This is a genomic window from Pedobacter kyonggii, from assembly GCF_004310665.1.
Classification (GTDB): Bacteria; Bacteroidota; Bacteroidia; order Sphingobacteriales; family Sphingobacteriaceae; genus Pedobacter; species Pedobacter kyonggii.
This window is the reverse complement of record NZ_SIXF01000005.1, coordinates 91,217-117,349: the sequence shown is the minus strand read 5'-3', so window position 1 is coordinate 117,349 and position 26,133 is coordinate 91,217. Positions and strand designations below refer to the sequence as shown.

The window sequence follows — 26,133 nt, the reverse complement described above, 5'->3', positions numbered from 1 at the left end:
AATGCTTTACGCTAGACACCGAACGTTCCACTCCAAACTTATTTGCCACGCCAAACGCGCTACACCAAACTCCCTACAAATTATTACCTTTGCTCCATGGTAGAAATCACATTAAAAAAGGGTAAAGAAAAAGCGGCATTACAGAGACATCCATGGGTATTTTCGGGAGCATTGGAAAAAGTTAAGGGAAAACCTGAAGATGGTGAGGTAGTAAAAGTTTTTGCTTTCGATAATGAATTTCTAGCCTATGGTTATTACAACAGCAATTCGCGTGTGGCTGTTCGCCTTTTAGAATGGGATGAAACTCAAACTATTGATAATAACTGGTATCAAAACCGGTTAAAACAGGCTATCGCTTCACGTCAGTTTATTTTAAGTGAACAGACCAATACCTGCCGGCTGGTTTTTAGCGAAGCTGATTTCCTGCCAGGTTTAATTGTTGATCAATATGCTGATTTTCTTTCTCTTCAGATTTTAAGTTCAGGAATTGAAAAAGTGAAAGCAGAAATCGTAGAAATACTAAAAGCAGAATTAAAACCAAAAGGGATCTTTGATAAAAGTGATGCAACCGCACGTACCCACGAAGGTTTACCCATCGAAAACGGACTGCTCTGGGGAGAAAACCCGCCAGAATTTTTGGAGGTAAAAGAAAATGGAATTATTTATCACATCAATATCGCTGAAGGACAAAAATCAGGATTTTACTGCGATCAGCGCGATAATAGACACATTTTAGCCAGTTATACCAAAGGCAAAAAGGTTTTAGACTGTTTCAGTTACAGCGGTGGATTTAGCTTAAATAGTTTAGCTAATGGTGCGGCAAGCATTACCAGTGTTGATAGTTCAGCTTTGGCTGTAGAAACATTAAAACAGAACGTAGCCCTAAACAAATTCGATGCGGATAAAGTAACGACCATTCAATCAGATGTAAATAAACAACTCCGCGCTTTCAAAGAATCAGGAGAATTATTTGATGTGATTGTGCTCGATCCACCTAAATATGCACCATCACGTTCGGCATTAGACCGCGCAGCAAGAGCTTATAAAGATTTAAACCGTTTAGGCATGCTATTGCTAGAAAAAGGGGGCTTATTGGCTACTTTCTCTTGCTCGGGAGCGGTTGATATAGAAACCTTTAAACAGATTATCGCCTGGGCAGCACTTGATGCAGGCAAAGAAGTTCAGATTATTAAACAGTTCTGCCAACCAGAAGATCACCCGGTTCGCATTTCTTTTCCAGAAGGAGAATACTTAAAAGGATTGTTGTTAAGGGTGCTATGAATTTATCCCTTATCGGTCGACTTTAAAGCACAAAGACACAAAGCACCAAAATATTTTGAACATTAACCAGGTGTATCGTGTCTTTGTGATAAGCTGAAAGAGGAATCTAATTAGCCAACCATCACTTTAGCGGTAATGGCCAGTCTGTTCCAGGCATTAATGGTAACTATAGCCATAATAATCTGTGCTAATTCCTGCTCGTTAAAAAAGCTTGCCGCTTTTTGATAAGTTGCATCAGAAACGTGGTGGCTAATTAACGTTACTTCTTCTGTTAAAGCCAAAACAGCTTCTTCTTGTGCCGTAAATAAGGTTGTTTCTCTCCAGGCATTTAATAAGTATAAACGCTGTTCGGTTTCACCTATTTTACGGGCATCAGTTGAGTGCATATTTAAGCAAAATGCACAGCCGTTAATTTGCGATGCACGCATTTTAATCAGTTCTAAAAGAATTGGATCTAGTTTGCTGGTTGATAAATATTTCTCTAAACCGTACATGGCTTGGTAAGCTGCAGGTTCTACTTTTGGGATATCAATTCTACTTTCCATTTTATTTGTTTTTTGATTACGATGTAAAGGTCTGCAACTTAACGATCAAAAAACTTAATGTAGTTTAAGAAATGAATTTCTAACCGCAAAGGGCACATTTTTTTGCCACGGAGGCACGGATTAACACGGAGTATTTCCATGGTCTGTGTCATCACAGATCATTTGTTTTCTTTTTCGATACCTGTACTATATTTATCCGTGCTTTCCGTGTCTCCGTGACCCATGTTAGATGAGGACTAACGCTGTGTGTTCTACGGTTAACAAAGCCCTATTTCTTAGCCCTGATTTTACTCAAAAATTCTGGTGTAAAGCCGAGGTAAGAAGCCAGCATATACTGTGGCACGCGCTGTACAAATTCAGGGAATAAACTATTAAAATGACGGTATCTTTCCTCTGCTGTTTGGCTGTACAGGAATTTTATCCTCCGCTGTGAAGCTTGATGGTTTTTTTGCAAGATCAGTCTGAAGTACCTTTCCAGCTTAGGGAGTTTATGGAACATGTCATCATAATGATGATGTTCGATGGCAATTACCTCGGTGGTTTCTGCAGCCTGGATATAAAATTCAGATTGCTCATGAAATAGAAAACTGGTTAGATCGGTAATCCACCAGTTTTCTATGGCAAATTGAGTAGTTTGCTCAGCGCCCTTTATATCAATGAAATAAAGCCTCAGGCAGCCTTTTACTACAAAATAATTCGCCCTGCAGGTTTGTCCTTCTTCTAATAAAAAAGCCTTCTTTTTAACGGAAAAAGATTTGAGTAGCGATGCAAGGGTTTCCTGTTCATCACTATTCAAATCTATAAATCTATTGATATGGTTATAAAGTGCACTATACATAGCTATACTAATGATTAGCTAAAGTAGGTATTATTATAAAAACGGAATCAATATCTTAAAGTGAAAAAGCCTTATATATCGGATGTGCATATTCGCCCCAGTTTTTCATCGCGCCAAGTAATATGGCTTTTAAACCCTTGTTATCAGTCGGCTTTCCTTTTGTTGGCGGTGCTAAATCTTTCTCAGGCACGGCAACTTCTGTTACTTTAGTTGCAAACCAGGTTACATTTTCGTGGGGTAGCGCTAAACCTAAAATCATACCAGGCAATCCCGTAAAAGATTCTGGACCGCCTGAAACTGCAATCTGATTTGAATAATAAGCCACAACATAAACCGAGTCCATAATGATGGCATTTGCCCTGCGGCATTCGTAACCCGCAATTTCTCTTGTTTCGTCAGTAATTTTCCAGTTAATCTTACGTAGACTATCCTTAACTAAATAGGTATCTTCATACACGCTTTTTTGTGTGGTACTGATTTGCCGATTGAAATCTGTAGCAATTGTATTTTTTAGATCAGCCAGCACATCTGTTGATAACCAGTTGTTATTTACAGTTTCTTCTACAGTGGCCCATTTATATAAACTTTTATCATTGGTAAAGCTAAGTGTGCTCTTGGCAACTTTAAATTGAGGATTATTCTTTTTGTATTGATCAAAAGCCTGATTCATATAAGATTCATTATCTTTATTGATCCTCTTTTTAATCAAAGCATACATATTAGATCTTTTCTCAAATTCGATCACCCCGTTTTTTACGAAGTGTATATTTTGAGCGCATAAGCTCTTGCTGATGAAAATAACAGCAAATAAGATAATATATTTTAGTATAGTTTTCATGGTTGTTATTTTTGTGTTTTAATACCGCCACCCATTCTATTAAAATCCCATGATACGGAGAACATTAAATATCTCCTAATGGTAGTATAACTGTTTTGGCTTATTGTTGTATTGTTGGCCGAACGGTTAAAGCCGATATTCTGGTTAAGAATATCATTTACAGTTGCTGAGAATCTTAAGTTTTCTGCTTTGAAGAATTTTTTGCTTAGTGATGCATTCCAGATAAGACGCTCAAAACTTTCGGTAAGCACCTGTGTTTTTCCATTGTACTGGTATTCTGCATCTGTAGATATTTCAAACTTCCCTGGCAATTGCACATTGCCCGACGCATAACCAGTCCATCCCCATCCATCACTATTCCTACCAATACTTGCTCTTGCCATATTATACGACGGGCCAAAGCGGGTATAAAAACTATAACTTTTATCTTTGTATTTCGAAATATTAATGCCCCCACTGTAGGTATAGTTTTTAGTGTTATTTAAGGTTCTGCCTAAATCGGTGGTAATAAAGTTATAAGAAGAACTTCCATTTGCATTTGCATTTAAGCCTATATTTATTTCGCCAAGCGTGTTTATTTTCCTGCTTATCTGTCCATATAAATAGAAATTTGTTTGCATTTTATCATTGTAATTGATGTAGCGATAGGTACTTTTACCAACACTATTAGTGGTTACATCGCTAATAATTGGATTTGCAGTAAAGCTGTAGGAGCCGCTTAACCAAACCGATTGGTTGGTTAAAACTTTGTAAGCGTTATAACTAGCATTAATATTGCTTCTGAATGATGGCCTTAAATCTTGATTTCCTTCCACAACATTAAATGGATCGTTATTTATCCTAACCGGCTGAAGTTGATCGAGCGAGGGCTGGTTGGTATTGCCATTATAGCTAATCCGTAAGGATTTTTGCTGAGAAAAACGATATTGATAAGATGCCTGGGGCATATAATTAATAAAGTTTCTTACATAGGTTTTGTTACGGTAAATATCATCCTGCTTAAAATTTACCCCACTAAATTTAGATCCAAAATTGATAACCGTTTTACCTTTTTTATAATTGAAAATTGCACCTGCCTGATTGATGGTCTGATTCAGTTCAAAGTTGTTACTGTAGAGCGTATCTAAAATATCATATCTGCCACTTACAGATTGATTAAAGGATAACCGATCTGATTTCCCGTTCATTAAACTTAGGCCATAGTTAATAATTACGGTTAAGGTTTTTGAAAGGGGTTCAGTGTAAGCTGCATTTAACTTAAAGGCACTATTTGTTATATCGTTAGTCTTTAATTGATTGGTAAGACTATCTATTGTTCCTGTTCCAACCGTATCCGCTCTTTTATTAAAGGAGTTTAAGTACCCTTCACTATTACTTTTGTTGATCGATTGATTTAAGTTTAAGGATAATGTGCGCCCTTTTTTCTTCAGTTTTTTAGTAAATAAAACGTTCATGTTAAAACTTTGATCATCTACCTCATTGCTTAGCGTTCTGTCTGATGAATTTAGGAATTTATCATTCTCACCGAAAGTTGAAGTTACAAAATGGTTTGAGGTATTACTTTTTTTCAATGCACCATCAACATTAACTTTCATGGTTAAGGTAGTATCGATTTTTAGCTCATACATCACATCCAGTTTTTGTCTGAACATGTCATTGTCGAATGATTCATTTGAGGTATTATTCTGTACTCCCGATTCCAAATTGTTCTGATTTATTGAGTTTCTATCACCCTGAACCCTGATTGATCCAATTTTATAATTCGTGTTTAAGGATTCCTTGTCTTTGTTCCATTTGTTATCGAAATGCAGCCCCCCGGTTCTGGCTACAGGTAAACCCTGACCATTATATTGTCCGTCATAACTATCAAAATCATCGCCTCCACTACTAAAATACATTCCACCGTCATCACTCATCGTCAGGCCGCCAGAGCCCCCGTATTTGTCCCGGTCATCCCAGCCTAAACCTACTGTTCCGTTGTTGCCCAAAATGCCGTAGGCCGAAAATTTCTTTTTGCCCCAGAATTTATTAAACATTCCCTGCCCCTGATAAAAATCTTTCGTGCCATAACCACCCTGCGCTTTACCGAAATAACCGTTCTTTTTATCTTCTTTAAGTTTAATGTTAAGTGTTTTGGTTTTTTCGCCATCATCAATGCCTGTAAAACTAGCCTGATCGCTGGCTTTATCGTAAAGCTGAACAGATTCTACCATATCTGCCCTCAGGTTTTTGGTTACCAGCGTTGGGTCGTCGCCAAAAAATTCTTCACCATCTACCAATACCTTTGGTACTGTTTTGCCTTGAGCCGTAATTTTGCCATCTTTATCCACCTGAAAGCCCGGAAACTGTTTAATCAGGTCCTCAACCTTTGAGTTCGGTTCTATATTATATGCTTTGGGATCAAACTCAGTAGTATCGCCTTTAATTTTTATGGCTGTTCTGTTTCCTTTAATAATTACATCGGCAAGAATTTTGGCCATCCCTGTAAGATTAATTTTTCCATAATCTTTAATCTGATTGGTAGAATCGAGCGTAAAATGATCTACAAAATCTGCATACTTAGGGTAAGAAACCAATAAGATAAACTTCCCGTTTTTAATTCCGCTAAGCTCGAATGAGCCATTTTCTGCTGCCCGGGTAAATTTTACCAATGTAGAATCCTTTGCATTTAAAACCGCGATAGAGGTTCCTGATAAAAGCGTTGTCGATGCAGTATCAATAGTTCGGCCTTTAATGGTATGGAGGCTTTGTGCTTTTGAATAAGTGGAGATAAAAACAAAAAGGCACAACGAGAGTAATAGGCGTTTCATAGATAAGATTTGTTTTTTTACCGAATATAAAACTAATATATTAGTTCTGCATAATGGTTTAACCTTTTTTAACATTTTAAAAACAGGCGCTCAGTCATTATGCACAAAAGATCATATCTTTAATAAAAAAAATCAGATGAAATTACCCTCTCTCCAACAGCTTTACAATGGGTTTGTAACTGTAATTAAGCGTTTTCCCTTACAATTTATTTTTGCGGTTGCCGCAACATTGTGCTGGTGTTATTATATCCATGTTTCTGATTATCGGGACTACTCAGAACAGAACGAGAATTTAAAAGATCATTTAATAAAGGTCATAGCCATTTTAAATCTGGCACTTGCGCTCATATTAGCGCTCGATTTAATTTCAGAACGCAATCAATACTCATTAAAGAAAAAGTGGTTATTGCGATTGGGAGGTTTGTTGATCAGTGTTTCGCTTTACTTCAGCCTCGATCCTACAAACTATTCGGCAGATCTTTACCGCATTTTCCTATTTGCCTTTGCCTTTCATTTGTTAGTCGCATTCGCGCCGTTTATCGGTCAGGAGAAAGTAAATGGCTTCTGGCAGTTTAATAAAGCACTTTTTCTTCGGTTTCTTACTTCCGCACTTTATTCAGCTGTACTATATGCAGGCTTAGCAATTGCCCTGGTTGCCATTGATGGATTGTTTAATGCCGACATAAAGTGGCAAACATATATGACCTTATTTGCCGTCATTAGCGCTGGATTTAATACTACTTTCTTTTTAGCAGGAGTTCCAATGGATTATAAATTGCTCGAAGAAGATCATAGCTACCCGAAAGGTTTAAAAATATTTGCGCAGTTTGTGCTGATTCCGCTGGTAACGATCTATTTAGCAATTTTGCTGGTGTATGAGATTAAAATTGCTGTGTTATGGGAGCTGCCCAAAGGTTTGGTATCAAGCCTGATTTTAGGCTACGCAGTTTTTGGGATCTTATCGTTGCTACTGGTTTATCCGGTGAAAGAAACAGCGGGCAATAGCTGGATCAAATTGTTTTCCAGGTTCTTTTATGTGATGATGATTCCATTGGTGGTGCTTTTATTACTTGCCGTTTGGAAAAGGGTTGGTCATTATGGTATAACAGAAAGCAGGTATGTTTTAACAGCCCTGGCGCTTTGGCTTGCAGGTATAACCATTTATTTTCTTTTTATTAAAAAGCAGAACATTAAGGTAATTCCAATAAGTTTGTGCATCATTTCGCTGTTAGCAACTTATGGTCCGCAAAGTGCTTTTTCTGTGTCTAAATATTCACAGCTAAGCCGTTTAAAGCGGATAATGAACAGCAAGAAAAAAGACGATATTAAAGAAAAGCCGGCCGTAATCAGGTATCTGGTGTACACACATGGATTAAAAACGCTACAGCCCTTTACCAAAAAAGACCTCAGTAAAATAGAGGAAAAGATAGATGCTACAAATAACTATCGCTATAGCATGCGGATGAACAAGGTAGATACTGCATTGGCCATTTTTAAGGTTAAAGGCGATTTGGAATATGATCCGGGTATGAGCATTACCCTTCAAAATGATGAAAACCAGGTTTTAAACATTAGGGGCTATGATTATCTGATCGAACTAAACGGATACCCGGAGGAAAAGGTAACACGTCTTTACGGTACAGATTTAACCACAAATAAAATCAGATCAAAAATTTCGCTATTGGTTAATAATCAACAGGCACTACACATTGATTTAAAAGAATTGTTCGCTCAGGCCACTAAAGCATATAAAAATGGGACTTTAAAAGCTTCGAATAAGAAACAGGAATACTTATACCCAGCAAAGCTGATGAGTGTTTCTAAAAGCATTAATGGGTATAACTATGCCATTGTGATTACTTCATTGCAGGGTACGTATTACAAAAATGACCATGATGCCAATTTATGGTTTGAGGTAAAAAGTTATCTGCTTATTAAAAAACTTTAAGTTAAACCTATTTCCAATAAATGGCCGGTCGTTAAACAGATCGGCCATTTTTGTTTGTCGGTGTTTCTAAAATCAACACCATTTTGTATAGGTTAACCGCATTAAGATCGCTTTACAGATCAAATTTTATCCCCTGGGCCAATGGCAAAGTATTCGAATAATTGATGGTATTGGTTTGTCTGCGCATATAAGCTCTCCAGGCATCAGATCCGCTTTCCCTGCCGCCGCCTGTTTCTTTTTCGCCACCAAAAGCACCACCAATTTCTGCCCCCGAAGTACCAATATTTACATTGGCTATACCACAGTCAGAGCCCTTAGCCGATAAAAACTGCTCTGCCTCTCTTAAATTCAAAGTCATAATGGCCGATGATAATCCTTGTGGAACGGCATTTTGCAAAGCAATGGCCTCATCTAATGTTTTGTATTTAATCAGATATAAAATCGGCGCAAATGTTTCGTGCTGAACAATTTTAAAGTCATTCTGAACTTCGGCAATACATGGTTTTACGTAACACCCGCTTATATAGGCGTCGCCCGATAAAACACCGCCTTCTACCACAAAATTGCCGCCCTCTTCCTTACATTTTGCAATCGAATCTAAGTATGCTGCAACCGCATCGGTATCAATCAGTGGTCCCACATGGTTATTTTGATCTAAGGGATCTCCAATGCGTAATTGCCCGTAAGCTTTAACCAGTTTAGCGGTAAAAGCATCGTACACACTTTCGTGGATGATCAATCTTCTGGTAGAAGTACAGCGTTGCCCTGCGGTACCAACTGCACCAAAAACAGCACCGATTAAACTCATGTCTAAATCGGCATGTTCTGAAATGATAATGGCATTATTGCCGCCAAGTTCCAGCAAGCTCTTTCCTAACCTTGCGCCAACAGCAGCGCCAACTGCCTTACCCATGCGTGTAGATCCGGTGGCAGAAATTAAAGGGATGCGGCCATCATTTGTCATGAGTTCGCCAACTTCCCTGTCGCCTAAAACCAGGTTACAAACCCCTTCGGCTATATCATTATCTTTAAAAACCTTTGCAATTATATGTTGACAGGCGATTGCGGTTAGCGGTGTTTTTTCTGATGGTTTCCAGATGCAAACATTACCGCAAACCAATGCCAGGGCGGTATTCCAGCTCCAAACTGCTACAGGAAAATTAAATGCAGAAATAATACCTACAATTCCCAGTGGATGCCATTGCTCATACATGCGGTGGCTTGGGCGTTCGCTGTGCATGGTTAAACCATAAAGCTGCCTGGATAAACCTACTGCAAAATCGCAGATATCGATCATTTCCTGTACTTCACCAAAACCCTCCTGCAAACTTTTCCCCATTTCGTAAGAAACCAAGGTGCCTAATGCATCTTTATTTTCGCGTAAGGCATCACCAAACTGGCGCACAATTTCTCCTCTTTTTGGAGCCGGAACAGTACGCCATGCTGTAAATGCTTCCTGCGCTTTATGTACAACAGCATCATAATCAGCAGCACTTGCAACTTTTGCCGAAGCAATCAGTTTGCCATCAACGGGAGAAAAACTTTCTAATGTATTTGCATTAAGTTCAACGCCCCAATTGCTGCCCGTACTATAAGCGGCATTGCTTGCATTAATGCCCAGTTTATTTAAAATGGATTGAATATCTGTACTCATATATCTAACGATTTACACAAAAAAACAAAAAATTAACAGAAAGGAGGTCAAATTCTGGTCTTTAAATTATTTCCATAATCAATATCTTCCTTTAAGCATAACCAGGTGTAAATAAGGCTATAAATTTGTGTTTTTTGCTTTGCAATATAAATAGCGTAGTTTTCCAAAAGAATAATGATATCAAATTAGACTTCAGTTTTTATAAAATAGAAAGATGAAAATAAAATTATTGCTGGTTGCTTTTTTAGGGTTCAGTATTACCCTTTCGGCACAAACAAAAAAGGCAACTAACTCGCTCTTGTGGGAAATTTCTGGTAATGGATTAAAAAAGCCTTCCTATCTATTTGGCACCCATCATTTAATAGGGGCTAAATTTGCAGATACGATGAAGGTTTTGCAGGAAAAGTTTAAATCTACCGATGCAGTAGTGGGCGAGATTGTAATGGACAGTACTACGCAAACTAAAATGGCGCCGTTCTTAGTAATGAAAAACAATACGCTGGATAGTCTATTAACAAAGTCAGAATACAAGGAAGTAGAAGATTATTTTAAAAGCAAACAACCAGGTTTCGAATTAAAGCAACTGAACAATTTCAAGCCCGCAATGGTAGCAATAATGATGATGCTTTTTGAGAGCCCAGATATGTTAAAAGATGTAGGTGAAGGTATGGATGATAGCTTTCAGAAATATGCCAAAAAAAATGGAAAATCATTATATGGTTTGGAAACAGCCGAATATCAGGGTGCACTTTTATTTGACAGTGATCTGCAGAAACAAAAGAAAGCATTGCTAAAATCGATCCGGGAAGTAGGTAAAAGCAAACAAAAAATGGAGGAACTGAAAACTTATTATATCACTCAGGATATAGATAAATTAACTGAACTCTTTAAAAATCAGGACGAAGAAAACAAAGAATTTATGACAGAACTCTTAAAAAACCGGAACAAACGATGGTTAGCTCAGTTGCCTGCTCTGATGGAAAACCAGTCGCTGTTTATAGCCGTAGGAGCAGGTCATTTAGTGGGTACTGAAGGTTTAATAAAAGGACTGCAGCTTAAGGGTTACATTTTAAAGCCCGTAACAACCAATTAAATTTTCCAATGCATTCGTAAAAACAAAAGAAAGGGGGCTACATTTGCGTTTTGCTTTAGCACAAACATCAGTGTTCAAAGTAAAACTAATTTGTAAAAACATAAAAATGAATAAAAAAATTATTGCCTGTGGTGTGATGCTGGCATCTGCCTTTATGGCTAATCCACTTTTTGCGCAGGAACAGCCCGTAGAAAAATCGAACAACTTAAATGTTTACCGTGTAACTGCAACTAAAGTTAACGATCTGGTGCATACCAAACTTGATGTATCTTTTGATTATGCAAAGCGATACCTATACGGTAAAGAATGGGTTACTTTAAAACCCCATTTTTATCCTACCGACTCTTTAACCCTCGATGCGCAGGGAATGGATATTAAAACCATTGCATTGGTTGGCGCAAAAGGAAATACCCCACTTAAATATGTTTACAAACAAAATAAGCTTTATATCACCCTAAATAAAAAGTACACCAATACCGAAAAGTACACGGTGTATATTGCTTACACCGCTAAACCCGATGAATTGAAAGTAAAGGGAAGTGCGGCCATAACCGATGCTAAAGGGTTATATTTTATCAACCCAGATGGTACCGATAAAAACAAACCAACACAGATCTGGACCCAGGGTGAAACAGAATCGTCTTCGGCATGGTTTCCAACTATCGATAAACCTGATCAGAAAACTACTGAAGAGATTTCGATAACGGTAAAATCGAAATATACAACGCTCTCTAACGGAAAATTAGTGAGCCAGAAAGCCAATGCAGATGGAACAAGGACCGATACCTGGAAAATGGATCTGCCCCACTCGCCATATTTATTTATGATGGCAGTAGGCGAATTCAAAATCACAAAAGATACCTACAAGGGCAAAGAAGTAAGTTATTACCTCGAACCAAAATTTGCACCGTATGCCAAACAGATTTTCGGGAAAACACCTGAAATGATCCAGTTTTACAGCAATATTTTGGGCTTAGATTATCCATGGAACAAATATGCACAGGTGGTTGCCAGAGATTATGTTTCGGGCGCAATGGAAAATACTACGGCTACTTTACACGGTGAACAGGTACAAAAAACAGATCGCGAACTTTTAGATGGAAATGAAGAGGGAACTATCGCACACGAACTTTTTCATCAATGGTTTGGCGATTATGTTACCGCAGAATCGTGGTCTAACTTAACCATGAACGAATCTTTTGCCACCTTTGGGGAAGTGATATGGCATGGGCATGATGCGGGGCAAGATGCTGAAGATAAATCGCGCTACGAAAAATTACAATCTTATTTAGGATCGACTAAAAAAGGCGAAAGTCCGGTTTTGGCCCGCTTCTATTATAATGATAAGGAAGATATGTTCGATAACATTAGCTATGCCAAAGGATCGATTATTTTATATGCCCTAAAAAATCAAATGGGCGATGCCGCTTTCTACAAATCACTTAACCGCTACCTCACCATCAATGCCTTTAAAAATGGCGAAACACATCAATTGCGTTTGGCTATGGAAGAGGTTACCGGAAAAGACTGGAGCCCTTATTTTAATCAGTGGTATTACAATGGTGGTCACCCGGTTTTAAGTATCGATTATGGTTACGAAAACGGCAAGGCGACAATTAAGGTTAAACAAACACAGGATTCGAGCGTGCAGACCTTTACACTGCCCATCAAAATTGATATTTATGCAGGAGGCAAAAAAATCAGAAAAGAAATCCTGATCAATAACCGCGAGCAGAACTTTAGTTTCGAGGTAAGTGCTAAGCCCGATTTAATCGATTTTGATGTAGATAAAATTTTAGTTGGCGAAACCAACGACAATAAAACTGCTGAAAACTATTATTTCCAATACAAAAATGCGCCCAGTTATGCCAATAGAATTGAAGCCCTGCAATTTATAATGCAAAGCAAAGCCAAAAGTGGCCAACTGGTGTTGCTGGAAGGTTTAAAGGATAAATCTGCAGATTTACGGGCTTTAAGTATTGATGGGATTAACTTAGAAGATGCTGAGATTAAATCAGCAGCATTACCGGTTTTACTTCAGATTGCTAAAACAGATCAAAATACCGAAGTAAGGTCAGCTGCAATTGTGAAATTAGCAGAAACTGGCAATCAGGCTTATAAAACTTTAGTGTTAGAAAGCTTAAAGGATAGGTCGTACAAGGTAATTGCTGCCGGTATTGATGGTTTGGCCAAACTGGCTCCACAAGAGAGCATTGCGGCTTTAGCATCGTTAGATGATGATACGAAAGCACATATAGCGCCTTCTATTGCAACGTTATATATCAACGAACCAAAAGATGAGTATCAGGCATTTTATGATAACATTATGCTTACAGGTGACAGGAATAGTGTTTTTGCAGTAGTTGGCCAGTATTTTCAGTACCTGAGAGCAAACAATAATCCTGCAGTTACCGAGAAAGGTATTATGAACATTGCTGGCACCATTGAAAGATTAAAATTACAATCTTATTTAAATAAGCAACTTGCGGGTGCCTATAATGCAGCTGCGCAAGCTAAAACGCAACAGGCTGCCGCAGTAAGCGGAGAGGCTAAAACAAAGCTGAGTAAACAGGCCGAATTATTTAAAAAAGGCGCAGCTGATCTGGAAAAAGAATAATAACCAAATCTCATTTTAAAAGGGTTGATCATGTTTACATGATCAACCCTTTTTTATATCATCGCTACAAATTTCGAATGGTAACGACAGCTCACGGTTCAAAATCGAGACTTTAATATAAAGATCAACTAACAATAACCCAACTACAGAGACTGGCTTTCCAGAAAACATTTTTCTAATCCTATAATGCACGGGTTGATTATGCGTATATTTCAATCTTTAATTTTATATGCAATATTCCGTTGTACCCTTTTTAATCGATTTATTGGAAAAAGACCAGAAACGCATGGTTCGGGTCACTATTTTTGGTTTGATAGTTTTTATAGTGTACTCCATCCTCATTTATTTTCGGGGAAATAAGGGATTTGGCTTTGAATATTTCCTCAGCGAAACAGTATTTGCCTTGTTCATTATTTACATTCAGAAATGGCATATTTTGTCCCGTGCTAAAACGATAAGCTCAACCTCTACTTTAGTGACGATTAGTAAAACGCAGATCGTAATTACAACTCCTCCCTGTAAAGTTTTATTCTGGGTTAATAAAGAAGCTAAAGAAATAATATTTGATATTGATAAAATGGCAATGACAAGAATATCATATCCTATACCGAATATTTTCGATATTGACAGGGGCGTTATCAAGCTTAAACAAGGTAAAAAAGAAGCATTTATAATTGCCAATTATTTTGACGCTAAACTTATTGAAACCTTGAGAGACTTAAAACCGAATCCCTTGGCTCAATATCTAAACTAAATAAATACCAATTAATTACATCCTTCCTTTCTCCTGGTATCGATAATATAAACAATCTGCCAGCCCTGACCTCCTTTTACCAACTGAAAGGAATTAACCCCACAATGACTAAATTTTTCGCCCAGATAAAATTTATAGTCTGTCCAAACAGAAGCCAAAGGACCATCGATTAATATTTTGGTAAACATAATACGCTCATCATATTTTTCCTGGTGGGGAGTGCCAATAAATTTGATAAAGTCGTTAACGGATTCCGTGCGTATATTCACCTTACCTTCTTTGTTAACTATAGTTTGCATAATCGCTGCTGGTGCAAAGGCAGTTCTGGTTAAAGTGCTGTCTCCACTTTTCATACCGGTAAAAAGATTGTTTATGGCCTTTTTGATGGCACTTTCTTCATCGCTTTGCGCGAAGGTATTTGTAGCAAAAAAATGTAAAAACAGGGCAAAAATGACTAATCCTTTCATGACTTCTTAATTACGTATATACCATAAATTTATAGTATTTTTGTCACAGAAGGGAAAAGGAACCGCGATGTTGCAAAAAATCTATCGATTATCCACACATCTTAATCACAGTCAATACGCTTTATAGTCAGCTATTTACGCTGTTTTAGCCCATTGATGTTAATAATTATTTTAAAAACGGATAATTAAAACTTGTAAACTTATAATGTGTTTTTCTGCTAATTGGCACGGTTCTTTAATAGTATAATATATGGAAGAAGAATTCTTTTTTGAATCCAACGAAGATGCACAACGCTCGGTAGAACGTTACGAAGAAATGCTCCGCAACCAGGATCAGTATTTCTTCGATGCAGGGGCATTCGAATACATTGTAGATTTCTACATTGAGAAAAATGATCCGGTCAAAGCTTTGCAGGTTGTTGATTTTGCAATCAGTCAGCACCCTTATGCAACTGTGTTTTTAATCAAACAGGCTCATCTTTACATTTTAACCAACAACAACGAAAAGGCTTTTATTGCTTTGCAAAAGGCCGAGCTTTTAGAACCGTCAGAACCAGATATTTATTTGCTTCGCGGTAATATTTTTCAAAATACCGAACGTTTTGACGAGGCTTTGGAAAATTATGAAAAAGCTTTGGGGCTGGCCGAGAGTACTGATGAGATTTTATTACAGATGGCTTATGTTTACCAGAGCATGAGCGATTATGAAAGCGCCATTACCTATATTAAGCTCAGTTTAGAGCAGAATATGGAGAACCAGGATGGTTTATATGAGCTGGCTTTCTGTTACGATGTGTTAGATAAACAAGAAGAAAGCATCAAGTTTTATCAGCAATACATCGATACCGATCCGTATTCTTATGCGGCATGGTATAATTTGGGCAACAGTTTCCACAAGCTGAATCTTTTCGAAAAGGCGATCGATGCTTATGATTATGCGATCCTGATCAAAGAAGATTTCAGCTCTGCGTATTTCAATAAAGGCAATGCGCTGGTTCAGCTTGATAAATATGACGAGGCGATAGATGTTTATAAACAGACTTTCGAATATGAGCAGCCGAATGCCGATACTTATTGCGCCATTGGCGAATGTTACGAGAAACTGGAGAAAATGGACGAAGCCCGTTCTTATTACAAAAAATCGGTAAAAATGGACCCTAAAATGGCAGATGCCTGGTTTGGGATTGGTGTTACACTGAATTTTGAAGAACGTTATTTCGAATCGTTGCATTTTTATAAAAAAGCAATCGATTTAGAGGCCGAGAACCCTGACTTCTGGTTTGCAATGGCCGATGCTTATTATAAATTAGGCCAGATTGATGAATCAATCGAAGCTTACGAAAAGGTATTAGAGTTTAATCCTTTGGATATTGAGGCCTGGTTAGATTTTAGTACGGTGCTTTACGAGCAGGGAAAATTGCTGGAAGCATCGGAAACGATGGCAGAAGCGATTAAGAATAATCCGGAAGCAGCAGAACTGTATTACCGGATGGTAGCGTATCTTTTTGCCCAGGGGAATTATAGCGATGCACTGGGATATTTGGAAACGGCTTTAACAACCGACCCTGATAAACACTATATTTTATTTGAATATTTGCCACAATTGCAGGATAATAGTGCCATTTTGAACGTTATAAACAGGTATATTAGGTAACGACCTTGTGAGAAAAATTTAACAAATAAATCTCAAAATTTTTTTCACTTTTGTACGCATATGAATTATCCATTATTAAACGTTCCCGAACGTCCAGCTAAACCACGCCAAAAAGGCTTAACAATGGTTATGGATAAGGGATTGAGCCTACGCCAGGTTGAAGATTTTATTGAAGTTGCCGGCGTACATACAGATATCGTAAAATTAGGTTGGGCAACATCACACGTAACACCAAACCTTAAAGAAAAATTAGCTTTATATAAAAGTGCAGGCATTCCTACCTATTTCGGAGGAACGTTATTTGAGGCCTTTATCATTCGTGACCAGTTTTCAGATTATCAACGCGTTCTAGACCAGTACGGAATGGAATATGCAGAAGTTTCTGATGGATCTATCGAAATTGAGCACGATAAAAAATGTGAGTTTATCCGCGAACTTTCTAAACAGGTAACCGTTATTTCGGAGGTTGGAAGTAAAGATGCCGCTAAAATATTTGCCCCATATAAGTGGATTAAATTAATGCAGGCCGAAATTGAGGCGGGATCGTGGAAAGTAATTGCCGAAGCCCGCGAAGGCGGTAATGTAGGCATTTACCGCGGAAGCGGTGAAGTACGTGAAGGATTGGTTGATGAAATTTTAACCCAGATTCCTGAAGAAACCATTATTTGGGAAGCACCTCAAAAAGAACAGCAAGTTTGGTTTATTAAATTAATCGGTAGCAACGTAAACCTTGGTAATATTGCCCCGGCAGAAGTAATTCCTTTAGAAACCATTCGTTTAGGTTTACGGGGAGATACTTTCGATTATTTCCTGAATCAAACTAAATAACTCAACCACACTATTGTGGGGTACATAGTTAAATAAACCTTGCAGGTTTCAAGAACCTGTAAGGTTTGCTTTTTTATATAAATAATGAAAACATACGGCTTAATCGGGTACCCACTTTCGCATTCTTTCTCGAAAAAATATTTCACAGAAAAATTTCAAAATGAGGGCATTGCCGATCATCAATATGAGCTTTTCCCTATTGCCGATATTAAATCACTGCCCGATCTGATAAGTGAAAATCCGTCACTTTGTGGACTTAATGTTACGATTCCGCATAAAGTTAACGTGCTTTGCTATTTAAACGAAGTAGATGAAGCTGCGGAAAAAATTGGGGCTGTAAATTGTATTTCGATCAAAAGTTTTGAAGGTGCAACCTATTTAAAAGGCTACAACACCGATGCATATGGCTTTGAAGAATCACTAAAGCCCTTGTTAGGACCGCAACACGCAAAAGCACTGGTTTTTGGTGATGGTGGGGCAGCGAAAGCGGTAAAGTACGTTTTAGAAAAATTAAATATCCAATATCAGGTGGTGGTACGAACGGCTGTTCAGGGTGCTATTTTGTATTCTGAAGTTACACCAGAGATTTTAGCCTCGCACCAGTTATTGATCAATACCACCCCTTTGGGAATGTCGCCAAATGTGGATACCTTTCCTGAAATTGATTACAGTTTAGTTGGGCCAGGGTATTTAGCTTACGATTTAGTGTACAATCCGCTGGAGACAGCATTTTTGGTTAAAGCTGCCGAGCGCGGTGCAGCAATTAAAAACGGTTTGGAAATGCTGTACAAACAAGCAGAAAAAGCTTGGGCAATTTGGAATAAATAAATTAACTTATCGTCATAGCAAGGAGGAACGACGACGCAATCTTTGATAAAATGTTATGAAACTAAAACAATTGATCTGCCTTCCTTTTGTACTGCTTTTGTTTATAACAGCATGTCAGAACCATGATTATAGCCCAAAGCCAAAAGCTTATTATAGGATAGTATTCCCTAAAAAAGATTATACCGCGTTTACCAAGCCTGTCCCTTTTACTTTCAAATATCCAACTTATGCAGTGGTAGAACAAGATCAAAGCCGCGATGCCCAAAAGAACTGGTACAATTTGCACTTTAAGCAGTTTAATGGCTTTTTGCATTTAACGTATTACGATGTTTCGGGTAAAGGCGAATATGATGGAATGGTAGAAGATGCCCGAAAACTGGCTTTTAAACATACGATAAAAGCCAGTGCGATTGATCAAAAGCTCATCAATTACCCTGATCATAAAGTCTATGGCATTTATTACGCCATAGAGGGGAATACCGCATCATCAGTTCAGTTTTTTTTAACCGATAGCACTAAACATTATTTTAGAGGGGCTTTATATTTTAATGAACGTCCACAATACGATTCTATTGAACCCGTTGTTAAATTTATTAAAAAGGATATCGATACCTTGATTTCTACCTTTAGGTGGAAAAATTAATTTATTATTTTGTCATTCTGCTCTTGGAAACAGGATTTTTTCTAAAATTTTATGATTACAATAAAAACCTTCACGTTTAACGCCTACAGCGAAAATACCTATGTGCTTTTTGATGAAACCAAAGAATGTGTCATTATCGATCCGGGCATGTACGAAGGTTTTGAGCAAAATGAATTGGCAGCTTTCATCAAAAATGAAGGGTTAAAGCCTGTTTTATTGCTCAATACACATTGTCACCTCGATCATGTTTTCGGCAATAAATTTGTGTTCGAAACTTATAGCTTAAAACCACAGTTTCACGCGGGCGAACTGCCAATTTTAAATGCAGTTCCTGGGTATGCGCCATCAATGGGTTTTACCCGTTATGATGTATCTCCTCTGCCCGATACTTTTTTGCCCGAAACAGGAACAATTTCTTTTGGTAACAGTACTCTGACCTTAATTTTTGCACCGGGGCATTCGCCAGCACACCTGTGTTTTTACAGTGCACCCGATCATATTTTAATAGGTGGCGACGTGCTTTTTTATGGCAGTATTGGCCGTACCGATCTGCCTGGAGGTAATCATCAGCAATTAATCCAAAACATTTCCGATAAACTTTTTGTCTTACCTGATGAAACCATAGTTTATCCTGGTCATGGACCAGCTACAAGCATTGGTTTTGAAAAACAACATAATCCGTTTTTTTAGCAGGATTAAAGGTTCATAATTGTTAAAGGGTTTACAGTCTTAAGCCTTTTACCTTTAAACCCTCAACCTTTTATTTATCTTTGCCGCTGTGAATACATCGTTTTATATTGCCAAAAGGTATCTTTTTGCCAAAAAATCTACCAATGCCATTAACCTGATATCGGGCATATCGATGGTAGGTGTAATGGTTGGTAGTGCTGCATTGATTATTATCCTTTCAGTATTTAACGGTTTAGAAACAGTGGTATTGAATATGTTCGATACCATTACCCCGCAAATTGCCATTACACCGGCTAAAGGGAAAACTTTTGATCCGAACACAACCTATTTTAATGCGCTCAGAAAAAACAAAGATGTTGCCGCTTTTACTGAGGTACTACAAGAAAATGCATTATTAAAATACAACAACAAACAAGCAGTTGGAATGGTTAAGGGGGTAAGTTTAGATTATTTGAAAAACACCAGATTAGATAGTACCATTAAAGAAGGCCGTTTTATATTGCGTAACAGAAGCGGCGATAACGCAGTAATTGGTTCTGCCCTGCAGAGTTATTTGGCCGTAAATACTGTCGATCCCTTTACAGAATTGGAAATCTACTCGCCAAAGAAAGATATTGCTGCAAATGGCTTAAACCCTGCAGACGATTTTGTGGTAAAGAACATTCGGGTAAGTGGTGTTTTTGAAGTACAGCAAGATTTTGATAATGGCATTATTGTACCGCTGAATTTTGCCCGCGAACTTTTAGGCGAAGAGAAAAATGTGTCTGCAATAGAGATCAATCTCCAGCCCGGTATTGATGTAGACGATTTTCAAAAAGAGGTAATCGAAAAGGCGGGTAAAGATTATGAAGTCAGAAATCAGGCCGAGCAAAATAAATCGCTCTACCATATTTTAAATACCGAGAAATGGGCCGTATATATTATTCTTACTTTTATCCTGATTATTGCTATATTTAATATCATAGGGTCGTTAACCATGTTAGTAATCGATAAGGTGAAGGATGTAGCCATTCTGAGCAGTTTAGGCGCAGGAAAGAAATTAATCAAACGCATATTTTTATTTGAGGGAATGATGATCACCATGTCTGGCTGTGTGCTGGGCTTAATTATCGGCCTCATATTTTATTATTTTCAGCACACTTATGGTTTTATCAAAATGGGTGATGAAGTAAATAAAACGCTGGTAAGTTCCTATCCAATCGGATTAAAATGGAAGGATTTTGTTTTAGTTTTTGTTACAGTAGGCATCTTCTCATTTTTGGCATCTGCTTTGTCATCCAATTTAAGTGTTAAAAAGATAGATCAAATTAATCAAACTATATAAAATGAAGTTATTTAAACAAGCAATTGTATTTGTTGTGCTCCTTGGCGTAGCCGCTACAGCTTGTAGAAACGATAAAGCCGAGGGAGAAAAAAGTAATCTGAAAACAGTTAAAGGTTTGTATAGTTTTGGCCCTGAAATGAAGTCTTTTACCTTATGTGAAGATGGACGTGAGTATTGGGTTAAAGACAGTGTAAAAAACTTAGAGCTCTCTTATAGTAACCTAGGGTTCGAAAAGCCTTACGAGCCAGTATATGTAGAATTAGAAGGTTATTTCGCGAAGTCTGATACCGCCACTGTTTCACCTGATTTCGATTCTACCTTGGTGGTTATGAAAGTGCTTAAAATCAGTAAAGAAATTCCTGACGGACCTTGTTCGCAGTAAATTCATTCAAAACACCTACAAGAGTTGTATGCTGATCCGAATCTTTGGGATCAACCGCCTTGGTCCGTGTCTCCACGAACTAAACCAATGGTATAGATAATATTATAACGATTGTTAGATTGAAAGTCTAGCGTTTTAACATTTTTTTCTTGAAGCGCAATTGCGGTACTAGTCGGTTACGGCAGTGCTGCTCTCTCTGATACGAGTTCCGATGAAGAATCGGAATCTCTTCCCGGCAATCAGGTTTATTTCACTTAAGCCGGTGCTTGGAAAACAAACTGCTGCTAACTAAACCCGACAGCAGCGACCATGTAGTGCAACAAAGTAAAGCGAATGGCGAGCCTACAGCACCTATGGAACGCTATCATTTCCTAAAAAAAACATTTTATTATTAATGGGAAATGAGCGGTTCTGAACCTTTGGCAATTTCAGTCCCGCTCTGGTACGAGTTCCGATGAAAGATCGGAAGCTCTTCCCGACAATCGGGTTTATTTTACTTAGACCAGTGCTTGGAAAACAAACCGCTGTTAACTAAACCCGACAGCAGCGAACACGTAGTGCAATGAAGTAAAGCGAATGGCGGGACTACAGCACCTATGGAATACTAACCTTTCATTTCCAAAACCTAAAAGCCTTTCATAAACATTAGGAAATGATTGCTTCTATACCCTTGGTATTGTGGAAAATCATTTATAGAATCATCATAAATTTGAAATCCCTGAAACAAACAATTAACTTCATGCCATGGAAACCGATTTAATCATTTCAACAATAAACGAGATACACAAAAAAGCAGATCAGGCTTTAGAAAGCAAGGATGTAACGGCCTATACTATGATGTTTGATGACCGCTTGACTTATACTCCTGCAGAAGGTATAGCGCTTAATAAACGCGATTACACAATCGATTTAAAAAAATATTTTGGCCATATTAAAGAAATCCATACCAGTTATTACCGCATTAAATCTTCTTTTGAAAACGAAATTTTTACTGAAAAAATTGCCCGAAAATCAGTTGTTTTAAAGCCGAATCTGCTTATTTTTTCTAAAAAACAGACTATCCAGACAGAAGAAATTTACCATTGGAAAAATATTAAAGGTGAATGGAAGGTAATTACTGTTGAAATTACTTTAGAAGAAAAGTATTAGTCCTCGTTTAAATGATGAGATTATTAAATTTATACATCGTAATACTTGCATTGTTCTTGTCGGGATGCGGCACTAAGTCGTCTTCAACAAAAATTACGTTATTAGATACCATTTCGTTCGAAGAACTTTCAAAAATTTCATGCGCATATCTTAAAAAACAGCAAGCCTATTGCCAAGACAAATATAAAATTGGAAAATATGAACGATGGGATTATGACCAACTAACAGGTAAACTCATATTTAGCGATAAGGGGGTAAAGAAAATTATTATTGACTATGAGGAAGTTGGATCTGTTTCGTTAAAATCAAATACATGGTTGTGGGCTTGGGGTAACTCCTCTATAGAAGAAAATGTAAAAAAAGAAATAACAACGATTAGAACTTATGGTATTAAGAGAGGATTTGAAAGTCTCTTTAAAGCCAAATGGTCTGCTGACATAGTTGATGGTTGGGATATGGCGGCAATTTCAGCATATATTTTAAAAGCCAAAGGTGTTTATCGTGTTCCAAGTCATGATAATAAGTTGTTTTCATTTATGCTTTTCAAAAAGATTACTGTTGTAGATTCTTTACCCAAAAAGAAACAGCAGTTTTAGGTGTTTTCATTTGACAGAAAAAACATAAAATCTTCTACTCTAAAGTTTAAAACAAAATCGGTATTTTTGCCGCTCAATTTAGATTACAATATATGTTAAGAACAGTAACTTGTGGTGCATTAAACCTAAATAACTTAGGCGAAAGTGTTACGCTATGTGGTTGGGTACAAAAATCAAGAGATTTAGGCGGTATGACTTTTATCGACATTCGCGATCGTTATGGTATTACTCAGTTGGTTTTTAACATGGACGATAATCGTGAACTTTGCGAAGCAGCACGTTCATTAGGCCGCGAATTTGTAATTAAAGCAATTGGTACCGTTGTAGAAAGAAGCAATAAAAATCCAAAAATGGCAACCGGTGATGTGGAGATTAAAATTTCTGCTTTGGAAATTTTAAATGCAGCAAAATTACCTCCTTTCATGATTGATGATGAAACCGATGGTGGTGATGAGTTGCGCATGAAATACCGTTATTTAGATTTACGCCGTAATCCGGTTCGCAATAACCTGGTTTTGCGTCATAAAATGGCACAATCGGTTCGCCGTTATTTAGATGCTTTAGATTTTATTGAAGTAGAAACACCTGTTTTAATTAAATCTACACCAGAAGGTGCGAGAGATTTCGTGGTGCCTAGCCGCATGAATGAAGGGGAGTTTTATGCTTTGCCTCAGTCGCCGCAAACCTTCAAACAATTGCTAATGGTTTCGGGTTTCGACCGTTATTTCCAGATTGTAAAATGTTTTAGAGATGAAGATTTAAGAGCCGACCGTCAGCCTGAGTTTACCCAGATTGATTGTGAAATGTCTTTCATCGAACAAGAAGATATATTAAACACTTTCGAAGGTCTGATCCGTACTTTATTTAAAGAAGTACGCAATTACGACTTACCGGAAGTACCGCGTATGCAATATGGAGATGCGATGCGTTTATATGGTTCAGATAAACCCGACACCCGTTTTGCGATGCAGTTTGTAGAGCTTAACCACTTGGTAAAAGGTAAGGGCTTCCCGGTTTTCGATAATGCAGAATTGGTAGTTGGTATCAATGCAAAAGGTGCAGCAAGTTATACACGTAAGCAGTTAGATGAATTAACCGATTTCATCAAGCGTCCGCAGATTGGTGCTACAGGTTTGATTTATGCGCGCCATAACGAAGACGGAACCATTAAATCATCAGTAGATAAATTTTTTAACGAAGAGGACCTTAAACAGTGGAGCGACGCTTTCGGTACAGAAAAAGGTGATTTATTATTGATTTTAGCTGGCTCTACCGATAAAGTGCGTAAACAGTTAAACGAGCTTCGTTTAGAAATGGGCAACCGCTTAGGTTTACGCGATAAAAACACATTCTCTGCTCTTTGGGTGTTGGATTTCCCGCTTCTAGAGTGGGATGAGGAAACAGAACGTTACCATGCTATGCACCACCCCTTCACTTCGCCAAAACCTGAAGATATTGCCTTATTGGATACCGATCCTAAAAACGTACGTGCCAATGCTTACGATATGGTAATCAACGGAACTGAAGTTGGTGGCGGATCGATCCGTATTCACGATAGAGCATTACAGGCTTTAATGTTTAAACATTTAGGTTTCAGTGCGGAAGAAGCGCAAAAACAATTTGGTTTTTTAATGGATGCCTTTGAGTTTGGCGCACCTCCACATGGCGGTATTGCCTTTGGTTTCGATCGTTTAACCTCAATTTTTGCAGGTTTAGATTCAATCCGTGATGTGATTGCTTTCCCTAAAAACAACTCGGGCAGGGATGTAATGATCGATAGTCCAAGCACTATTGATGAGAAGCAATTGAAAGAATTAAAGATTAAAACAGATTTATAGGCCCATTACCATTGGTTCATTGGACTGGGAGCAGAAATAGCATAGTCATAAAAACAAGGTTTACAACGGCTAAGTTTTTAATCAAGAAAGCCTCAGGATTCTAAATTCTGAGGCTTTTAAATTATGGTCATTTTTGCACTTTGCTCACTAATGAACTAATGACTGATGAACCATTTAACTAGTAAGTTTCGCTATCTGGTGGGATGCCGTAATCGATAAACTTTTTATCTTTTTTCTCTTTCTTTTTACCCAACCAGCTTTTCACAGAATTAAAAATTGCCGACAAATGTTCCGCATCAAGCGATTTACCAATTTTTCCTGAAACCAGGCCTACAGCCGCTTTGGTTAAAAAACCAGCACCTCTAAACAGGGTTTTATTCATAAACATCGGCAAAAGCAACGACATGGCAGTTCCGCTAATATTTAATTTTTCGTCGGCTTTAAACAGGTTGCTTGGTGTAGCATACCGCTTTATCAGCGCGCCTAAGGTAAATTGTTTAAAATAAGCTTTCGTATCCGATTTAAGCATATTCTGCTTAAGGGTGTATTCAACCTTAAGTTCTAATTTTCTAGCCTGCAGGTCTTCTAAGTTACGGATGTCTTTATATCTTTTCATCTTCCTCCTTATCTGCAAGTTTATCAAAGTATCTTCTAATGGCTACATTAATAATTGCCTTTTCGATATACTTATCTTTAGTTAAATAAACACCCAGTGCCAATAGAATATAGAACAAAGAAACGCAACCAAAGCCTCCGGCATAGCTACCTAAAAGATCAGACAGATAAAGCGCCAAAGTTACTGAGCCAAACAAAAAGGCCAATATAAAACAAACAATAACTACCGTACTGGTTACTAAATCGGCAAAAACTTTAGAGACTTTTTCTACCAGGTAAAGCCTTGTATACTCAACCCTGGCCTCTAAAAAACCCTTGGCATCGTCTACAAGATCTTCAATGCTTTTATCTTTATTTTCCTGCATAATTCAGATTGATATTTAACCGGGCAGTTGCCCGGCTATGCAATATTTTATTTATTACGCGTGTTCTACATCGTCACTGTATTCTTCTTCTACGCTTCTTAATTTCGTTTTGATCGAGCTTACAACTTTATCTTTTAAGCTGGCAAGGTTGTTAATTTCATCAGCGGCTTTATCCTTAATAGAATCGCCCAAATCTTTTAGAGACTGGCTTAATTTATCGCGGGTTTCATCACCTTTATCTGGTGCGAACAAAATTCCTAGAGCCGCACCAGCAGCTAATCCTGCTAAAAGCGCAACTACAACTTTTGAGTTATCATTCATAATTAATGTATTTTAAGGGTTTAACAATTATGTACAATATAAAACTACTACATTA

The 26,133-nt window shown here is 37.7% G+C and carries 24 protein-coding genes; 15 read left to right on the top strand and 9 right to left on the bottom strand.

The window, feature by feature from the left end; translation table 11 throughout:
* The first annotated feature begins 96 nt into the window (after positions 1–96).
* Entirely contained in the window at positions 97–1,281 is a 1,185-nt protein-coding gene (locus EYS08_RS07535) for a class I SAM-dependent rRNA methyltransferase (RefSeq protein WP_131029442.1), read from the top strand.
* 110 nt (positions 1,282–1,391) lie between these two features.
* On the opposite strand, the gene EYS08_RS07530 is transcribed toward EYS08_RS07535, so the two are convergent.
* From EYS08_RS07530 to EYS08_RS07515, 4 genes are all read right to left on the bottom strand, one after another.
* Positions 1,392–1,826 (bottom strand): carboxymuconolactone decarboxylase family protein, encoded by a 435-nt coding sequence (locus EYS08_RS07530; RefSeq protein WP_131029441.1) that lies wholly within the window; start codon positions 1,824–1,826, stop codon positions 1,392–1,394.
* Between the two features lie 268 nt (positions 1,827–2,094).
* Positions 2,095–2,664, bottom strand: a complete 570-nt coding sequence (locus EYS08_RS07525; protein WP_131029440.1) for a Crp/Fnr family transcriptional regulator — start codon at positions 2,662–2,664, stop codon at positions 2,095–2,097.
* Positions 2,665–2,719: 55 nt separating this feature from the next.
* A complete protein-coding gene (locus tag EYS08_RS07520) occupies positions 2,720–3,502 on the bottom strand; it encodes a GLPGLI family protein (protein WP_131029439.1) in 783 nt (260 codons plus the stop codon).
* A gap of 5 nt (positions 3,503–3,507) precedes the next feature.
* Positions 3,508–6,312, bottom strand: a complete 2,805-nt coding sequence (locus EYS08_RS07515; protein WP_165456402.1) for an outer membrane beta-barrel family protein — start codon at positions 6,310–6,312, stop codon at positions 3,508–3,510.
* A 136-nt stretch (positions 6,313–6,448) separates the two neighbouring features.
* On the opposite strand from EYS08_RS07515, the gene EYS08_RS07510 reads away from it, so the two are divergent.
* Positions 6,449–8,260 (top strand): DUF4153 domain-containing protein, encoded by a 1,812-nt coding sequence (locus EYS08_RS07510; RefSeq protein ID WP_131029438.1) that lies wholly within the window; start codon positions 6,449–6,451, stop codon positions 8,258–8,260.
* A 112-nt stretch (positions 8,261–8,372) separates the two neighbouring features.
* Here the strand turns inward: EYS08_RS07510 and amaB are convergent, their stop codons facing one another.
* Complete coding sequence (amaB, locus tag EYS08_RS07505; RefSeq protein WP_131029437.1) at positions 8,373–9,914, bottom strand: L-piperidine-6-carboxylate dehydrogenase; 1,542 nt, start codon at positions 9,912–9,914, stop codon at positions 8,373–8,375.
* 214 nt (positions 9,915–10,128) lie between these two features.
* Between amaB and EYS08_RS07500 the strand changes: the two genes are divergently transcribed.
* From EYS08_RS07500 to EYS08_RS07490, 3 genes are all read left to right on the top strand, one after another.
* Complete coding sequence (locus tag EYS08_RS07500; protein WP_131029436.1) at positions 10,129–11,007, top strand: TraB/GumN family protein; 879 nt, start codon at positions 10,129–10,131, stop codon at positions 11,005–11,007.
* 106 nt (positions 11,008–11,113) lie between these two features.
* Entirely contained in the window at positions 11,114–13,624 is a 2,511-nt protein-coding gene (locus EYS08_RS07495; RefSeq protein ID WP_131029435.1) for a M1 family metallopeptidase, read from the top strand.
* Positions 13,625–13,889: 265 nt separating this feature from the next.
* Positions 13,890–14,378 (top strand): hypothetical protein, encoded by a 489-nt coding sequence (locus EYS08_RS07490; RefSeq protein ID WP_131029434.1) that lies wholly within the window; start codon positions 13,890–13,892, stop codon positions 14,376–14,378.
* An 11-nt stretch (positions 14,379–14,389) separates the two neighbouring features.
* Here EYS08_RS07490 and EYS08_RS07485 read toward each other — a convergent pair whose 3' ends face one another.
* A complete protein-coding gene (locus EYS08_RS07485; RefSeq protein ID WP_131029433.1) occupies positions 14,390–14,845 on the bottom strand; it encodes a nuclear transport factor 2 family protein in 456 nt (151 codons plus the stop codon).
* A gap of 250 nt (positions 14,846–15,095) precedes the next feature.
* Between EYS08_RS07485 and EYS08_RS07480 the strand changes: the two genes are divergently transcribed.
* From EYS08_RS07480 to aspS, 10 genes are all read left to right on the top strand, one after another.
* Entirely contained in the window at positions 15,096–16,499 is a 1,404-nt protein-coding gene (locus tag EYS08_RS07480; RefSeq protein WP_116252178.1) for a tetratricopeptide repeat protein, read from the top strand.
* 60 nt (positions 16,500–16,559) lie between these two features.
* A complete protein-coding gene (locus EYS08_RS07475; protein WP_131029432.1) occupies positions 16,560–17,327 on the top strand; it encodes a phosphosulfolactate synthase in 768 nt (255 codons plus the stop codon).
* Between the two features lie 84 nt (positions 17,328–17,411).
* The gene (locus EYS08_RS07470) at positions 17,412–18,155 is read left to right on the top strand and encodes a shikimate dehydrogenase family protein (protein WP_131029431.1); all 744 of its coding nucleotides are present in this window, start codon (positions 17,412–17,414) and stop codon (positions 18,153–18,155) included.
* Between the two features lie 55 nt (positions 18,156–18,210).
* Positions 18,211–18,798: a gliding motility lipoprotein GldD gene (gene gldD / locus EYS08_RS07465; RefSeq protein ID WP_131029430.1), complete on the top strand. Its 588-nt coding sequence runs from the start codon at positions 18,211–18,213 to the stop codon at positions 18,796–18,798.
* Positions 18,799–18,849: 51 nt separating this feature from the next.
* Positions 18,850–19,488: an MBL fold metallo-hydrolase gene (locus EYS08_RS07460; RefSeq protein ID WP_131029429.1), complete on the top strand. Its 639-nt coding sequence runs from the start codon at positions 18,850–18,852 to the stop codon at positions 19,486–19,488.
* Positions 19,489–19,576: 88 nt separating this feature from the next.
* A complete protein-coding gene (locus EYS08_RS07455) occupies positions 19,577–20,812 on the top strand; it encodes an ABC transporter permease (RefSeq protein ID WP_131029428.1) in 1,236 nt (411 codons plus the stop codon).
* Position 20,813: 1 nt separating this feature from the next.
* The gene (locus EYS08_RS07450) at positions 20,814–21,194 is read left to right on the top strand and encodes a hypothetical protein (RefSeq protein WP_131029427.1); all 381 of its coding nucleotides are present in this window, start codon (positions 20,814–20,816) and stop codon (positions 21,192–21,194) included.
* Between the two features lie 744 nt (positions 21,195–21,938).
* Positions 21,939–22,343 carry a hypothetical protein gene (locus EYS08_RS07445; RefSeq protein WP_131029426.1) on the top strand — a complete coding sequence of 135 codons (405 nt, stop codon included), beginning with the start codon at positions 21,939–21,941 and terminating at the stop codon, positions 22,341–22,343.
* An 11-nt stretch (positions 22,344–22,354) separates the two neighbouring features.
* A complete protein-coding gene (locus EYS08_RS07440) occupies positions 22,355–22,939 on the top strand; it encodes a DUF6882 domain-containing protein (RefSeq protein ID WP_131029425.1) in 585 nt (194 codons plus the stop codon).
* A 92-nt stretch (positions 22,940–23,031) separates the two neighbouring features.
* Positions 23,032–24,777, top strand: coding sequence for an aspartate--tRNA ligase (aspS, locus tag EYS08_RS07435; RefSeq protein WP_131029424.1), 1,746 nt, complete (start codon positions 23,032–23,034; stop codon positions 24,775–24,777).
* Between the two features lie 178 nt (positions 24,778–24,955).
* Here aspS and EYS08_RS07430 read toward each other — a convergent pair whose 3' ends face one another.
* From EYS08_RS07430 to EYS08_RS07420, 3 genes are read right to left on the bottom strand one after another with little or no spacing between them, the layout of a single operon-like run.
* Complete coding sequence (locus EYS08_RS07430; RefSeq protein ID WP_131029423.1) at positions 24,956–25,393, bottom strand: hypothetical protein; 438 nt, start codon at positions 25,391–25,393, stop codon at positions 24,956–24,958.
* Complete coding sequence (locus EYS08_RS07425) at positions 25,380–25,757, bottom strand: phage holin family protein (RefSeq protein ID WP_131029422.1); 378 nt, start codon at positions 25,755–25,757, stop codon at positions 25,380–25,382. The genes EYS08_RS07430 and EYS08_RS07425 overlap by 14 nt, the downstream gene beginning before the upstream one ends.
* Before the next feature lie 54 nt (positions 25,758–25,811).
* The gene (locus tag EYS08_RS07420) at positions 25,812–26,078 is read right to left on the bottom strand and encodes a YtxH domain-containing protein (RefSeq protein WP_025142262.1); all 267 of its coding nucleotides are present in this window, start codon (positions 26,076–26,078) and stop codon (positions 25,812–25,814) included.
* Between the last annotated feature and the right edge of the window lie 55 nt (positions 26,079–26,133).

Coding starts and splice junctions, on each gene's coding strand:
- EYS08_RS07535 (WP_131029442.1), top strand. CDS start 97: ATGGTAGAAATCACATTAAAAAAGGGTAAAGAAAAAGCGGCATTACAG.
- EYS08_RS07530 (WP_131029441.1), bottom strand. CDS start 1,826: ATGGAAAGTAGAATTGATATCCCAAAAGTAGAACCTGCAGCTTACCAA.
- EYS08_RS07525 (WP_131029440.1), bottom strand. CDS start 2,664: ATGTATAGTGCACTTTATAACCATATCAATAGATTTATAGATTTGAAT.
- EYS08_RS07520 (WP_131029439.1), bottom strand. CDS start 3,502: ATGAAAACTATACTAAAATATATTATCTTATTTGCTGTTATTTTCATC.
- EYS08_RS07515 (WP_165456402.1), bottom strand. CDS start 6,312: ATGAAACGCCTATTACTCTCGTTGTGCCTTTTTGTTTTTATCTCCACT.
- EYS08_RS07510 (WP_131029438.1), top strand. CDS start 6,449: ATGAAATTACCCTCTCTCCAACAGCTTTACAATGGGTTTGTAACTGTA.
- amaB (WP_131029437.1), bottom strand. CDS start 9,914: ATGAGTACAGATATTCAATCCATTTTAAATAAACTGGGCATTAATGCA.
- EYS08_RS07500 (WP_131029436.1), top strand. CDS start 10,129: ATGAAAATAAAATTATTGCTGGTTGCTTTTTTAGGGTTCAGTATTACC.
- EYS08_RS07495 (WP_131029435.1), top strand. CDS start 11,114: ATGAATAAAAAAATTATTGCCTGTGGTGTGATGCTGGCATCTGCCTTT.
- EYS08_RS07485 (WP_131029433.1), bottom strand. CDS start 14,845: ATGAAAGGATTAGTCATTTTTGCCCTGTTTTTACATTTTTTTGCTACA.
- EYS08_RS07480 (WP_116252178.1), top strand. CDS start 15,096: ATGGAAGAAGAATTCTTTTTTGAATCCAACGAAGATGCACAACGCTCG.
- EYS08_RS07475 (WP_131029432.1), top strand. CDS start 16,560: ATGAATTATCCATTATTAAACGTTCCCGAACGTCCAGCTAAACCACGC.
- EYS08_RS07470 (WP_131029431.1), top strand. CDS start 17,412: ATGAAAACATACGGCTTAATCGGGTACCCACTTTCGCATTCTTTCTCG.
- gldD (WP_131029430.1), top strand. CDS start 18,211: ATGAAACTAAAACAATTGATCTGCCTTCCTTTTGTACTGCTTTTGTTT.
- EYS08_RS07460 (WP_131029429.1), top strand. CDS start 18,850: ATGATTACAATAAAAACCTTCACGTTTAACGCCTACAGCGAAAATACC.
- EYS08_RS07450 (WP_131029427.1), top strand. CDS start 20,814: ATGAAGTTATTTAAACAAGCAATTGTATTTGTTGTGCTCCTTGGCGTA.
- EYS08_RS07445 (WP_131029426.1), top strand. CDS start 21,939: ATGGAAACCGATTTAATCATTTCAACAATAAACGAGATACACAAAAAA.
- EYS08_RS07440 (WP_131029425.1), top strand. CDS start 22,355: ATGATGAGATTATTAAATTTATACATCGTAATACTTGCATTGTTCTTG.
- aspS (WP_131029424.1), top strand. CDS start 23,032: ATGTTAAGAACAGTAACTTGTGGTGCATTAAACCTAAATAACTTAGGC.
- EYS08_RS07430 (WP_131029423.1), bottom strand. CDS start 25,393: ATGAAAAGATATAAAGACATCCGTAACTTAGAAGACCTGCAGGCTAGA.
- EYS08_RS07425 (WP_131029422.1), bottom strand. CDS start 25,757: ATGCAGGAAAATAAAGATAAAAGCATTGAAGATCTTGTAGACGATGCC.
- EYS08_RS07420 (WP_025142262.1), bottom strand. CDS start 26,078: ATGAATGATAACTCAAAAGTTGTAGTTGCGCTTTTAGCAGGATTAGCT.